This window comes from Anabaena catenula FACHB-362, from assembly GCF_014698735.1.
GTDB lineage: Bacteria > Cyanobacteriota > Cyanobacteriia > Cyanobacteriales > Nostocaceae > Anabaena > Anabaena variabilis_A.
This window is the reverse complement of record NZ_JACJTQ010000005.1, coordinates 59,566-73,087: the sequence shown is the minus strand read 5'-3', so window position 1 is coordinate 73,087 and position 13,522 is coordinate 59,566. Positions and strand designations below refer to the sequence as shown.

The window sequence follows — 13,522 nt, the reverse complement described above, 5'->3', positions numbered from 1 at the left end:
CTAACTTTTACATACTTGTTAGAGTGGCTTATGATAATTTTCCGGGGCTAATCAATTCAGCCCCGATCAAATATTTTGCGTAAATCAAAAATGGAAAGTACTAATCATTTTTTAAAGCTTCTATCCGTTTAAAAACTGGTTGAGGTGTACCCAACTGTTGTTGATCGGATAATACGCCCCATGTTGCATGGGTAGTAAAAGGCGCAATAATTAAACTTTCTGTTTGATCGTTAAAGTTTATTCCCCAGCCTAGTTGCTGATAAATATCACTGCTGATATTGGGAATAATCGGGGAGAGGAGATAAGCTGCTAGTCTCACTGATTCAAGAACCGTGTACAGCACTGCTTCAACTTCTTCCTGCTTTCCCTGTTTATATAATGTCCAAGGAGCTTGGTCATCAATAAACTTATTGCTGGCTTGTACCAGCGACAGAACAGCATGGCAGGCTTCATTGAAAGCTAGTGTCTCGTAGGCTTGTTTCACCTTCTCTCCTAGACTTAAGCCAATTGCTTTTAAAGAATTTTCAGCCGGGATAGCTGACTGGGCAATTGACGGCACTTTACCAGCGCAGTATTTCTTCACCATGTTTAAGGTGCGATTTAACAAATTACCTAAATCATTTGCCAAATCTGCATTCAGAACATTAATGAATCTAACTTCATTAAAATCGCCATCTTTACCAAATTCGATTTCCTTAAGGAAGTAATAACGAACTGCGTCGCTACCATAACGTTGAACTAAAGCTACAGGATCTAGGGTATTACCTAGGGTTTTCCCCATTTTTTGACCATCTTTAGTCAAAAATCCATGGCCAAAAACTCGCTCTGGTAAGGGTAAACCTGCTGATATCAGCATTGCTGGCCAGTAAACAGCATGAAAGCGCAATATATCTTTACCAATGAGGTGCAGATTGATTGGCCACCATTTTTCTAAAGCATTGGCTAAAGTCGGTTCTGCATCAGGTTCTAACAATGCTGTGACATAACCTAACAGCGCATCAAACCAGACATAAAGGGTATGTTTAGAATCTACAGGTACTGGAAAACCCCAATCGAGATTTACCCGCGAAATCGAAAAGTCTTGTAAACCTTGACTGACAAAGTTGAGGACTTCATTCCGCCGACTTGCAGGTTGGATAAAATCTGGTCTAGACTGATAGAATTCCTCTAATTGGGTTTGATACTTGGATAGTCTAAAGAAGTAGTTCTGCTCGTCTCGCCACTCTACTTGCTTGGTAGTATGTATGGGGCAGCGTTTATCATCAAGCAGTTCCCGTTCTTCTTTAAATTCTTCACAGGATACGCAGTACCAACCTTTTTGTTGTCCTTGGTAAATATCGCCATTTTCCCAAACTCGTTGGAAAAATTCTTGGACAATTGCGTGATGGTTAGCTGCGGTGGTACGACTAAAGCGATCATATTGGATATTGAGAACCTGCCACAAGTTCAGGAAACTGGGTACTATTTCATCACAAAATTCTTGTGGTGCTTTTCCAGAACTAGCTGCTGACCGCTGAATTTTTTGTCCATGTTCATCTGTACCCGTAATTAGCAGTACTCGATGTCCCAATAAGCGCTGAAACCGTGCCACTACATCCGCAGCCATTGTTGTGTAAGCACTGCCAATATGAGGAACATCGTTTACATAGTATAGAGGTGTCGTCAGTACAAAGGTCTTTTCTGTTTTATTCACTAGATTCATGCAAAATTAAAAAACAAATTATTAAACCGTTTTCTCTCTTCGTTAATGCGGTAAAACCACGTAATTATATAACATGGCTACTCATTTTTTCAAACTACCATTTAATATTAGCAAAGTTCCTCAACTCAAGAATTGTTGTGTAATATCTAGAAATCTAGCTAATTTATCGTCCCATTAGGGATAATAGTGGCTAAAAAGCATGGTGTCAGCAGTTTATGGCACTGATTCTTACAAATGGAATGGTCTTGATAGACGAAACACTAACCCCAATTCAGAAAATATAGTTGAATCTGTAATTTAGACATTCTATGAAGATGCTCTAAAATAGAGTAAATAAATGTAAAAATTACATCAAGATAAACTGCGATTTTTTGAGAAAAAATATTCTGTATAATTTCAGGAGGATTTATTTATCCTCTCCGAAATCACAGAAAAATGCCAAAGCAAGTTTGCCAGATAGCTGCACCAAGTTTTTTATTCGCAAGGAAACAGAGAACAGTTTTTCTAAATATCTATTTTCAATCATCAATTACCAACCTTGGATGAAAGTGTGAAGGGTGATTTTAGCGCTTTCATATATTTATATATAATCGTAAAATCTGCACTCAATTCTGTAATCAAGATTTCAGAGTTGGCTAATTTTTGTCTGGAAAGGTTGATGATTAATGATTGGTGATTGGTGATTGGTAATTTTCTCCGCGTCCCCATGTCACCCCATCACCGCGTCACCCCATCACCGCGTCCTCACATCCCTTGTCCCCGGATCTCCCCATCAGCGCGAATGAAACGGTAAAGTTAAACAAGGTTAATAAATGAAGACACACACATTTGTAAAATGGCACACGTTGAACTTAAACCTTGTTTTCTGACACCGAAACGAGTACAACTAGAGTATCCACTGTTTGTATATTTACCAGGGATGGATGGAACTGGTCAATTGTTGCGATCGCAAACTGCTGGATTAGAACTTGGCTTCGATGTCCGATGTTTGGCGATCCCCAGGAAAGACCTCACCACCTGGGATGTGCTAACAAAGAATGTTTTAGACTTAATTCACTCAGAATTAGAAAAAAGCTGCCACCGACCAGTTTACCTGTGTGGTGAGTCATTTGGGGGTTGTTTAGCGATGAAAGTAGCAACCCAATCACCACAGTTATTTAAACGCATTATTTTAATTAATCCCGCTTCAGCTTTTCAACTACGTCCTTGGTTGAACTCATTATCTCAACTAACTGACTTAGTGCCATCATGGTTTTATGATGTGGGCGCATTGGGGTTGTTACCGTTTTTGGCATCTTTAGCACGGATGTCTAGTAGCGATCGCCATGAACTGCTAAAAGCTATGCGTTCGGTTCCACCAGAAACCATTAACTGGCGGTTATGGTTATTGCGAGAGTTTAATGTTGATCAGGAAAAATTGCAACAGCTAACGCAACAAGTGTTATTAATTGCTGGGGGAAGCGATCGTCTTTTACCTTCTGTCAGTGAGGTAGAACGATTAGATGATATTTTACCTAACACTAAGACAGTATTATTACCTGATAGCGGTCATGCTTGTTTGTTAGAAGAAAATGTAAATCTGTATGAAATTCTTCAAGCTAATGAATTTCTGGAAACTGATGTGCAAGTAAGTAGGAAATTACAAAAAATCATTCCCAATTAAAGACAGTTATACTTAAATAAGCTTATTAAATTCTTCACGAACTTCTGGACAAAAAACTAAGACATAATTCATTGTTGTCCTCTAATTGAAGCTTTAATTTCCTCCCATGTCATGACATCATCTGGATTTGCTTGGTAATCAGTAATGCGTCGATCAAGTTCTCGTTTTTGCACTGCTGTTAAATCGGGATAAACCTGTTCTGCTGCTATACTTTCCAAAATCTCTTGTACAATCCGAATTCTATCTGCAATACTCAGGGCTTTAATTTCATTTAAAGTTACACGGATTTCCATGTTGACTAAACTTCAATAGGAATATTTTCTAGTGTAGGCGATCGTTTCATGCTTTGAGTTAATCTCATATAGCGATCGCATAACTACCATCTTTAAAACCCTATCTCACCACTACACTCTCTATGGAAATGGGTATTCAAATTTAATTTGAATGTCCCGTCTCATACCTCCTATTATTCCAGATAGATTTATGAAATATTTATTTCTTCTCTCGAATTCAGCTAGATTTTCATCATTTCTCCATACCTCCTTTAATATTTGACTTATAACTTCAGGTAAATCAAAACAAAGCTCATTATTCATCAAATCAATTTTCATGTCTCCATTTTGATTCACTAAAATATTAGCTTTATATTCATCCTGATCAGCAATATCCGTAATAGGATTTTTGGATAGGATATGGATTGGATACTCACCATTGAGTAAACCAAAATATGAGCCTTCAATATGATTAATTTCCTTTAAAAGCTTGTCTATAAACTCAATGTCATCGCCAAATATATTTCGCAGTTCATAATAATAATTATCAGGACTCCTAAAAAAACCTCTTAATGCCTGTCTAATTGCTGATTGCTGCTTTTCTAATGCAGATTGACCCTGTAACTCACTCAATATATCTTTGATACCATTGAAGAGGTGATTATGATAATACTGAATTAAATAAATTTGGTGAGCTATTGCATACCGTTGAGCATTTTGTGTAAATCCATAAAGTGAAAAAATTGCATAAACATAGTTATATCTTTTCAACTTTAATTCTTGAGATGGCTTACTAAAGAAAGAGGAATAGTTTTCATTGATATCTTTCACTACACCAACTGCATTGCGAATTATTTCAATACCTACTTTACCTGTGGATGAAGAATTAGGAAAATAAGCTTTAGCTTCTACACCAAGTCTAATAGGAAATAAGAAGGCAGGTGTGCGGTCATACCCAACTAAAGCATCAATCTGATGCCATTCTCCTCGTCCTTGAACTTCTAACCCTGCTTTTCCATCCCGAAAAATTAAAGGATCGTCTTGTTTTGTTAGTATCCGATAACCTGCTTTACCCAATAAAACTAAGATAATTTCTTCAAGTACAAGACCTCTAATCTGTTTTGTTGAAAGCAAAATAATATTCCTCTAATCTAAACAGCTAACTTAAGTGATTTCAACTAATGCTTCACCTGAAGATAAAATCTTCAAAGCTTCCAGTAAATTTGCACCCAAAATCTCTCTCAGCCTAGCATTTGAAGTATTACCACAGGTCAACCAGATGATTTGCGGTGGTGTTCCTAGACGATCAACTAAATCAACAAAGTCGCTATCCTTGGTTATAAAGATAACTCCTTGAGCTTTTGCTGCCTCAAAAATTTCCTCATCTTCAGCATCTCTTAGTCCCACATCACGCAAAGCTAAGGCAGTTATACTGAATGTCTGAGTAATCCAAGTAGCAATAGATGGTGATAAGTGTGCATCAACCCAGATTATCATGCAACTAACACCGGATGATTGAGTTTTCGTGAAGCGTATAAAAGTGCTGCTTTGAGATCATCAGCCTCAAGATCCGGCATTTCCTCTAAAATTTCTTCAGCAGTTAAACCAGACGCAAACAAATCTAATACATCTGATACCCTAATTCTCATCCCCCGAATACAGGGACGACCACCACATTGTTTAGGATTAATTGTAATTCTTTCCAGTAAATTTGACATATAAGCTGATTTCATAAACCCTTATTTTCAGCATAAATCAAGTTTGTAAAACCAGCAACTCAATTAATGAGGTTTATAACTAAATTAAGCTAAAATAAAATAAATAGCAAAATCCTCGCCAGTATATGGTTATATCAACAGAATCAATCACTCAAACCTTATACGACCAAGACTATTACCTGTGGCTGAGAACAACCATCAACCAACTTCGCACAGGACAGTTTTCTGCTGTTGATTTAGAGAATTTGTTAGAAGAATTAGAAACTATGGGTAGAAGTCAAAAACGAATAATTAAAAATTTATTAATTAACCTTCTTCTACATCTCCTAAAACTCAAATATTGGGATAGTGAAAGAGAACGTAATCAAGGACATTGGAAAGGAGAAATTAGGACATTTCGCAGAGAGATAAAAGATGAACTCAAAGATAGTCCTAGTTTAAAACCTTACATTTTAGAAATATGGCTCTTGTGTCTGTTTTATGGAGGTTGAGGATTGTTTATCACAAAACCCTTACGGGGCAAGGATTATAAACTATAACGCCCATATTTTGAATGAAATGCCGACACAATAAGGCTTTCAATGATTTTGAACTGGGTTCTCCATAAAAAGTACCGAAGAACCAGAAATATTTGATGAATGTTATCAAGATGCTAGATTAGAAGCATCAGATCGTTCTCAACTTGCCATTGACATATTTCCTCTTATACCCATTGGTTCTTTAGAGCAAATTTTAGATGAAAACTGGTTTCCCGAATATAACTATAATCATCACAATAAACCCGAATAAAATACTTACTTAACTCTCGCTACCTCTGACAAGTGCCAAAGTAACATTAGCGACACAGAAAAAGTAATATCCCCACTGCCAGTAATTAAAGAAGATGGCGTTGCTGAATTGAAGTATGAAATTAAAAAATCAAAGATTTCAAACTCTTACTCTCTGTGACTCTGCGTCTGGAGCGTGAAACAAAATCATACTCTTAATCAGCAACGCCAAGAAGATTTGCTTCACGCCTTAAAAAGTGAACAGATTTTGCGCGATAATAAAAAACTGTTTGCTAATAACCAAGACTTAGTGGTAAATAATTTAGCCAAATCTGCAAACTTTACAAGTTAGTGAATATTTTAGATATTTGCCACCATTGACATATTTATGAATAACAAACCCAAAATAATTGTCCTTGATGATGATCCCACCGGTTCCCAAACCGTTCACAGTTGCTTATTGCTGATGCGTTGGGATGTGGAAACCTTACGTTTGGGCTTAAAAGATGATTCACCGATTTTCTTTATTTTAACCAATACGCGATCGCTTACCCCAGAATCAGCCGCAGCCGTCACCAGAGAAGTTTGTCAAAATCTCAAACTCGCATTAGCAGCAGAAAAAATTGACGATTTTCTCGTAGTTAGTCGTTCTGACTCCACCTTGCGCGGACATTATCCCATAGAAACTGATGTCATTGCTGAAGAACTCGGTTCCTTTGATGCTCATTTTCTCGTACCTGCGTTTTTTGAGGGAGGAAGAATTACCCGCGACAGCATTCATTATTTAATTGTTGATGGTGTTCCCACTCCCGTACATGAAACCGAATTTGCTCGTGATTCTGTATTTAGTTACAATTACAGCTATCTTCCTAAGTACGTAGAAGAAAAAACCAAAGGACGCATCAAAGAAGATACTGTTACCAGATTTTTACTTACAGATATCCGTGCTGGTAGTTTAGAACGCTTGCTAAAACTCCATGATAATCAGTGTGGTGTGGTAGATGGAGAAATTCAAGCAGATCTCAACACCTTTGCTGTCGATGTATTAACAGCCGCAAGTCAGGGAAAACGCTTTTTATTCCGTTCTGCTGCCAGCATTTTAACAGCTTTAGCTGCCTTACCCCCCCAACCCATCGCCGCCGAAAATATGGCAGAATACGTGCGTGGTGGCAAACCCGGTGCAGTGATTGTGGGTTCTCATGTCAAAAAGACAACTCAACAATTAGAATCGCTGTTACAGGTAGAGGGGACAGTCGGAATAGAAGTGAATGTGGGACGCTTACTTGATGATGGAGTCAACGAATCTGCTAAACTGCTAACCGAGATTCTTGAAAATGTCCAAGCAGTACATACAGCTGGTAAAACACCAGTAGTTTACACTAGCCGTCAGGAATTGTCTTTTAAAGATGTCAAAACCAGGTTAGATTTTGGGGCTACAGTTTCGGCTTTACTCATGGATATTGTTAAAGGTTTACCAGCTGATATCGGATTTTTAATCAGTAAGGGTGGTATTACTTCCAACGATGTTTTGAGTACAGGACTGGCTTTAACTTCAGCCCGGTTACTTGGTCAAATTTTAGCCGGTTGTTCAATGGTAATCACACCATCTGATCATCCCCAGTTTCCTAACTTGCCAGTGGTGTTATTTCCCGGTAATGTCGGTAATGCTGATGCCTTGGCTACAAGTTATCAAAGACTGACTGCAAAAAGAATGGGAAATTAGGAAGATGGGAAGGTGGAGAGATGCTCTGACGCGGAGATAGATTTTAGAGTTTAGATGGGAGTTAATTAAATACAATCCAAAATCCCTTCGGGTATGCCTCCGGCTCCCGTAAGGGATACGCAGTCGCTCATGGGGGAAACCACGCCACTTGCTTCAAGTCGGCAGAGCCGCCCAACGCAGTGGCTCCCCAAGACCGCGCTGACTCACCAAAATCCAAAATCCAAAATCGAGTACCCAATCACCCATGAATTCTGATTCTACTAATTTCTCAAAGGATTTGGAATTGACAACGGAGTCAAGTTCTCCACTTGCTGATGCAGAATCTATCTCTAAACAAGCTGATGTAGAGGTAAATATTGATAAAACTGCCGAGATAGAAGCAGAGAATACTGTTGCTGATGCAGATAATTCTATTATCCCAAATACAGAGCTAAATTCGGTTGCTCTCGATTTACAAACTAATTCTCCTGCTGGCGATGTAGAATCTAATACTGTTCAACCAAATGTAGAATCTGATTCTGTGTTCATGGATTTGAACAGCATTGAGTTAGCATTACCAGAACAGAAAGCAAATAATTCTATCCAAGTCCAGTTAAAAACTGAGGAGGGAAGACTGTTATTAATTTTGCCAACTGAATCTCAAGTACCAGCTTCGGAACTCAGTTGGTCGCAAATGTGGGAACAAATGAAGCAGCGGTTAAATGCTGGCGATCGCTTGCGGATAGTTAATACGCCGGTGCATCTGGTAGCAAAAGACCGTTTATTAGATAGCAGACAACTGCAAGAACTAGCCGAAACGTTAAGAGAAGTCCAACTTCAGCTAAAATCAGTTGCCACTAGTCGGAGGCAAACAGCGATCGCAGCTTGTACATTAGGTTATTCTGTAGAACAAATTCAGCCCCAACCATCCCTGAGTTCTGATATCCAAACTACTCCCACACCTCTAGCAGATGCTCTCTATCTAGAAATGACTGTACGATCTGGTGGAGAAATTCGTCATCCCGGCACGGTAATTATCTTCGGAGATATCAATCCCGGTGGTATCGTCGTCGCAGATGGAGATATCCTAGTCTGGGGTCGTCTACGGGGAATTGCTCATGCTGGTGCGCTGGGGAATCGAGAGAGTCTGATCATGGCTTTACAAATGGAACCAACCCAATTGCGAATCGCTGATGCTTTAGCTAGAGCGCCTGAAAAATCACTCACACAGTTTTTCCCAGAAGTGGCATATATTACACCTGAAGGAATTCGCATTGCTAAAGCCATTGATTTTTCTCGCAGTCAGTTCAGTAAGATTAATCAATAGTTCCTCAATTATTGATTGAGTAAGTAGCCATCATCAACTGGTTACACCAAAACGGATGAAAATATTTTCTTTCTTCTTGCCTTCTTTCTAGTCAGAACAGCACAAATAAAAACACCAATAAAAATAACTATGCACCGAAATATATACTGGTCTAAAACCTTTTGCCCTCTTGCCTTCTGCTCCCTGCCTCTAACCTGCTCCTAAAGATAAATATTTACGCTTTTACGTTCACCTACTTATTTCCACAAAGCCTAATCGTTCCCTTGTTATTATGACTCGCATTATTGTAATTACCTCCGGTAAAGGAGGAGTGGGTAAAACCACAGTTTCCGCCAATCTGGGTATGGCTTTAGCCAAAATAGGTCGTCAAGTTGCCCTGGTTGATGCGGATTTTGGTCTGAGAAATTTAGATTTGCTGTTAGGACTAGAAAACCGGATCGTTTATACCGCTGTAGAAGTATTAGCCAGAGAGTGCCGTCTAGAACAAGCTTTGGTCAAAGATAAGCGCCAACCTAATCTTGTACTTTTACCAGCTGCCCAAAATCGTACCAAAGATTCAGTCACTCCTGAACAGATGAAACTGCTGGTAAATGCCCTGTCCCAAAAATACCAGTATGTGGTTATCGACAGCCCTGCCGGCATTGAAATGGGGTTTAAAAATGCGATCGCACCAGCTAAGGAAGCTTTGATTGTCACCACTCCAGAAATTTCCGCAGTTCGGGATGCTGACAGGGTAGTGGGGTTACTAGAAGCACAAGGAGTAAAAAAGATTCATTTAATAATCAACCGCATCCGACCTGCAATGGTACGGGCAAATGATATGATGTCTGTGCAAGATGTTCAGGAACTTCTCGCCATTCCCTTAATCGGGGTAATCCCTGACGATGAGCGTGTTATTGTTTCTACCAACCGTGGCGAACCCTTAGTATTATCAGAAACTCCCTCTGTCGCTGCCGTAGCTTTTGAGAACATTGCTCGTAGATTAGAAGGGGAAACTGTTGAATTTCTTGAGCTTGACTCCTCCAACGACAACATCTTTTCCCGCTTGCGGAAATTGTTGTGGACAAAGATTGTTTAACTCATTTTCCAGTCTCCGCCTTAAACTAAGCCGCAATGATTCTTGAACTTTTAGAAAAACTGTTTGTTCGCACACCTGACACTAGTCGCACTCAAGTTAAACGCCGTCTGCAATTAGTTATCGCCCATGACCGCGCTGATTTAGATCCCCAAACCTTGGAGAAAATGCGCCAAGAAATATTGGCCATAGTCTGTCGCTATGTAGAAATTGAGACAGACGGTTTGGAATTTTCCTTAGAAAGCAACCAACGCACAACCGCTTTGATTGCTAATTTACCTATCCGTCGGGTCAAAGAAAGCACGGATACAGAAAGTAGCGATACATAATAGTAGTTTGATCAAGATTGCTGTAATACCCCATCCCTCTACAGGGTGGGGATGAAAGGCAGTTAAAAAATTCGTAATAGTGCCTACGGCAGGCTACCGCCAACGTAATTCGTAATTCGTAATTCGTAATGGGGATTTTCTCGTTCGTTTCTCGTTCCCATACTCTGTATGGGAATGAATTCTAGAAGGCTCTGCCTTCCATGACAGCAGATTTAAATACTACAAAACTCGCTGAACCTAGTAAGGTTAAAGTTCCCATGAACAGGAAGCTTGGGTGAGGGAGATTTTGAATAATATTTAGACAGTGTAATTATAGGTGAGATTTTAGCTTGCAACCTTTCCTAAAAAGCTGTCGAAAGAGTTGGTATTGATTAACCCATTTTCTACCAATACTCGACGTACAGCTACCAAATGCACAGGCTGAATATATGCCTGTTGTTCGTAAGCTGGTAAAATAACCAAAGTTCCTGACAAAAGTGGTTCTAGTCGCATAATTAACTCCCGAACAATCAAAATGAATTAGATTGAGTGTTGGGTTAACCAAGCTTCTAAATCAGCAACACTAGAAAAGTCTAATAATGCCTCTCCTAAGTTTTCTAACTGTTCAATTGATAATCCTGTAATTCGCTCAATTAATAACGCATCAATTTCCCCAATCCGGCGATGTAGTAGACGCAGTATTAAGTCTTTTTCTCCTTCTTGTTTTCCTTCTTGTCTTCCTTCTTCTTTAGCTTGTTCTCTATCTCTTTGATAAAGTGGTTCTAGTCGCATAATTAACTCCCTATCATCTGTTTCTAGTTCTTGATTTACTCTCAAATTTTCGCGCAAGTTGTAAACTAATTCCAGGGTGGCTTTTTGGTATGGGTGATCTAATGGTAACGCTTGCAACTCGATAATTGCTTGTGATTGTACGCTTCCCCTACCCAAAAGCCTCAACCATAAAGTCTCAGGTGTTTGTGGTAGTTGGTGTATTGCCACAATTGCTGTCCGTAAGGCATCTGCTAAAAAATATACTCCCGATAACCAATCTTCTTTTTGGATAGTTCCAAAGCTAGATAAACGAGTTTCAGATATAGTGGGGGTTAAAATCCACAATTTAGGAATTTCTGACTCCTGAAGTTTGATTTTATTGGCTTTGGCTTCTCGTCGCAATAAAGCCTTGACTTCTAATAACTTGAGAATACAGTCGCAGATTTCATCGGTAGAAGCTGGATTGCGGTATGGTTCTATTATTGCAGGATTTTCGGCAAGTCTTCCTAGTAACCCCAGTATTTGTAATTTAGAAGTTTGTTGTTTAGCAGGTGTGAATAAAACATCTATTTCTTTAATTTCTCCTGAAACTTTTTCTGATGCTTTGACTTCTCCGTAATCTTTTAATAATTCTTCTAGATAGTCTTTTGCGAATTTATCATGTATAAACCTAGTCATTAAATTTTAATTTTGAGTAAAATCTGGTAAATAATTTAGACTTCTATTATGTAGAGCTTTTAATTGCAGGTAAATTTGAACATTTTCAATTTCATTATATTATATGTAAAAAGAATTAAATCAAATCCATAATTATACTCAACTCTCTCTACGGAATAACCCCATAAAAACATATATCGTTCAACATAATTTACGCTCAAATCTGCTATTATATGTTCTCTAGGTCGTTTCTTTTTTGCCATTAATTAAATTTACCTAAACCTTTATGGATTATACCAGAAAATGTTTTTATTACTTTGAAATCACAACTACTAAAAAGTGGTATAGCTAAAAGGAATAGAGAATAACTTATTTTGATTTGCTAGCAACATCTATCTTACCAAGATCATATATAAAAGTTCTAATGCCAGGCATATTAATTCTTGGGAGCCTTGAAATAAGATCATATTCTAAATCTACCAATGATAAATTCTTTGGTTCATCAAACCATTCGCACTTAAACCATAAAACACAATAAGCACCGTATCTTATACCCTTATTATTCATATAATTAGGCAACTGTTGCTCTAAGCCATGATATATATCTTTAGAATGAGCAAGCTTGAATTCTGCAAACACCTCACAAATACCTCTACCTTGGACTGTTCCAACAAAGCTAAAGTCCAAATTACCAACTCCTGTTTGACGTTCAGAAAAAATTTTGATACCTCCCATCATCATCTGATCATATAAAAGTGCATGAATTGTGGGATGAATATCTGGCTCTCTTTTTGGTAATCGACTACTAATTTGGCTTCCATCGTAGGTAATATTCCAAAAACCATTAATAGCTTTAGCTTCAGCAACCTTATCTTTGAGAATAACGAGGGAAGAGTATACACGCTCTCTAAATTTTTCTTCAGATGGGTACTCCTTTATCTCTAGAAGGTTTTGTTTTCTAGCCCATTCAACAAGAGAAGGGGGAGGGATAATAACTGGTGTGGATACTTCTTTTGTATCATAATATCCAGTAGTGCCACCAGGATTTCCACACACTAATCTAAGGTGATGGGGCGACCAGTTGATAACAAATTAAATTGTCAGTAGATTTTGTACTACCTTACTAATATCTAAGGCAAGTACCTGATTATTTCTTTGTAAAATTAACTCAGATCCTATTATCTTCGCAATGAAGTTAAAATCCTGATCAATAACTGTGAAAATATCTCGTTGAGGCTCTTGCCTAAACTGTATCTGGAAACCTATTTGTCCTTCAGAACGTAGCAGGTCAATTGCCGTAAACTGACCTCTAGATGCTGGAGAAATATCTACAAGTGGTAAATCATTGGAATTTATATTTATATATTGCATTAGTCTTTATTAGAAATCAAATTTATCTAAACTCATTATCATACAAGAAATAGATTTATGTAAAACAATAAACCTAAAATTAAAAACAATTTAAAATTGTAGTGTTCGCTATAGCGTTTCCTAATCATATCGAGTATATTATAGCCCCCTCCTCGCTTGCGGGGTTGGGGTTCTTGTACCTCACTGAAT

General features: G+C 38.3%; 16 protein-coding genes and 1 pseudogene. 8 read left to right on the top strand and 9 right to left on the bottom strand.

The window, feature by feature from the left end; genetic code table 11:
* Positions 1–100: 100 nt before the first annotated feature.
* Entirely contained in the window at positions 101–1,702 is a 1,602-nt protein-coding gene (gene metG / locus H6G68_RS05570) for a methionine--tRNA ligase (RefSeq protein WP_190905745.1), read from the bottom strand.
* A gap of 835 nt (positions 1,703–2,537) precedes the next feature.
* Between metG and H6G68_RS05565 the strand changes: the two genes are divergently transcribed.
* On the top strand, positions 2,538–3,365 hold the full coding sequence (locus H6G68_RS05565; protein ID WP_190905744.1) for an alpha/beta fold hydrolase: 828 nt from the start codon (positions 2,538–2,540) through the stop codon (positions 3,363–3,365).
* Between the two features lie 68 nt (positions 3,366–3,433).
* Here H6G68_RS05565 and H6G68_RS05560 read toward each other — a convergent pair whose 3' ends face one another.
* The 4 genes from H6G68_RS05560 to H6G68_RS05545 form a co-directional block, all read right to left on the bottom strand.
* Positions 3,434–3,658, bottom strand: a complete 225-nt coding sequence (locus tag H6G68_RS05560; protein WP_190905743.1) for an addiction module protein — start codon at positions 3,656–3,658, stop codon at positions 3,434–3,436.
* Between the two features lie 120 nt (positions 3,659–3,778).
* Positions 3,779–4,771, bottom strand: a complete 993-nt coding sequence (locus tag H6G68_RS05555; RefSeq protein WP_190905742.1) for a hypothetical protein — start codon at positions 4,769–4,771, stop codon at positions 3,779–3,781.
* Positions 4,772–4,801: 30 nt separating this feature from the next.
* Positions 4,802–5,134: a DUF5615 family PIN-like protein gene (locus H6G68_RS05550; protein WP_190905741.1), complete on the bottom strand. Its 333-nt coding sequence runs from the start codon at positions 5,132–5,134 to the stop codon at positions 4,802–4,804.
* Positions 5,131–5,355: a DUF433 domain-containing protein gene (locus H6G68_RS05545; RefSeq protein WP_190905740.1), complete on the bottom strand. Its 225-nt coding sequence runs from the start codon at positions 5,353–5,355 to the stop codon at positions 5,131–5,133. Before H6G68_RS05545 ends, H6G68_RS05550 begins: the two co-directional genes overlap by 4 nt.
* Positions 5,356–5,480: 125 nt before the next feature.
* Here H6G68_RS05545 and H6G68_RS05540 point away from each other — a divergent pair.
* The 7 genes and pseudogenes from H6G68_RS05540 to minE form a co-directional block, all read left to right on the top strand.
* Positions 5,481–5,828, top strand: a pseudogene (locus H6G68_RS05540) (DUF29 domain-containing protein); the annotation flags it as partial.
* A gap of 130 nt (positions 5,829–5,958) precedes the next feature.
* A complete protein-coding gene (locus H6G68_RS05535; RefSeq protein ID WP_422595579.1) occupies positions 5,959–6,144 on the top strand; it encodes a DUF29 family protein in 186 nt (61 codons plus the stop codon).
* A 174-nt stretch (positions 6,145–6,318) separates the two neighbouring features.
* Complete coding sequence (locus H6G68_RS05530) at positions 6,319–6,474, top strand: hypothetical protein (protein WP_190905855.1); 156 nt, start codon at positions 6,319–6,321, stop codon at positions 6,472–6,474.
* A 36-nt stretch (positions 6,475–6,510) separates the two neighbouring features.
* The gene (locus H6G68_RS05525) at positions 6,511–7,845 is read left to right on the top strand and encodes a four-carbon acid sugar kinase family protein (RefSeq protein WP_190905738.1); all 1,335 of its coding nucleotides are present in this window, start codon (positions 6,511–6,513) and stop codon (positions 7,843–7,845) included.
* 244 nt (positions 7,846–8,089) lie between these two features.
* On the top strand, positions 8,090–9,151 hold the full coding sequence (gene minC / locus H6G68_RS05520) for a septum site-determining protein MinC (protein WP_190905737.1): 1,062 nt from the start codon (positions 8,090–8,092) through the stop codon (positions 9,149–9,151).
* A gap of 271 nt (positions 9,152–9,422) precedes the next feature.
* Positions 9,423–10,229, top strand: coding sequence for a septum site-determining protein MinD (gene minD / locus H6G68_RS05515; protein WP_071187805.1), 807 nt, complete (start codon positions 9,423–9,425; stop codon positions 10,227–10,229).
* A 35-nt stretch (positions 10,230–10,264) separates the two neighbouring features.
* Positions 10,265–10,555, top strand: coding sequence for a cell division topological specificity factor MinE (gene minE, locus H6G68_RS05510; RefSeq protein WP_127056565.1), 291 nt, complete (start codon positions 10,265–10,267; stop codon positions 10,553–10,555).
* A 324-nt stretch (positions 10,556–10,879) separates the two neighbouring features.
* Here the strand turns inward: minE and H6G68_RS05505 are convergent, their stop codons facing one another.
* The 4 genes from H6G68_RS05505 to H6G68_RS05490 all read right to left on the bottom strand — a co-directional run bounded on the left by H6G68_RS05505 (position 10,880) and on the right by H6G68_RS05490 (position 13,333).
* Positions 10,880–11,047 carry a hypothetical protein gene (locus H6G68_RS05505; protein ID WP_199332508.1) on the bottom strand — a complete coding sequence of 56 codons (168 nt, stop codon included), beginning with the start codon at positions 11,045–11,047 and terminating at the stop codon, positions 10,880–10,882.
* A 27-nt stretch (positions 11,048–11,074) separates the two neighbouring features.
* The gene (locus tag H6G68_RS05500) at positions 11,075–11,983 is read right to left on the bottom strand and encodes a DUF4351 domain-containing protein (protein ID WP_190905736.1); all 909 of its coding nucleotides are present in this window, start codon (positions 11,981–11,983) and stop codon (positions 11,075–11,077) included.
* Between the two features lie 348 nt (positions 11,984–12,331).
* Positions 12,332–13,018: a hypothetical protein gene (locus H6G68_RS05495; RefSeq protein WP_190905735.1), complete on the bottom strand. Its 687-nt coding sequence runs from the start codon at positions 13,016–13,018 to the stop codon at positions 12,332–12,334.
* A 36-nt stretch (positions 13,019–13,054) separates the two neighbouring features.
* Positions 13,055–13,333, bottom strand: coding sequence for a hypothetical protein (locus H6G68_RS05490; RefSeq protein WP_190905734.1), 279 nt, complete (start codon positions 13,331–13,333; stop codon positions 13,055–13,057).
* Positions 13,334–13,522: the final 189 nt, after the last annotated feature.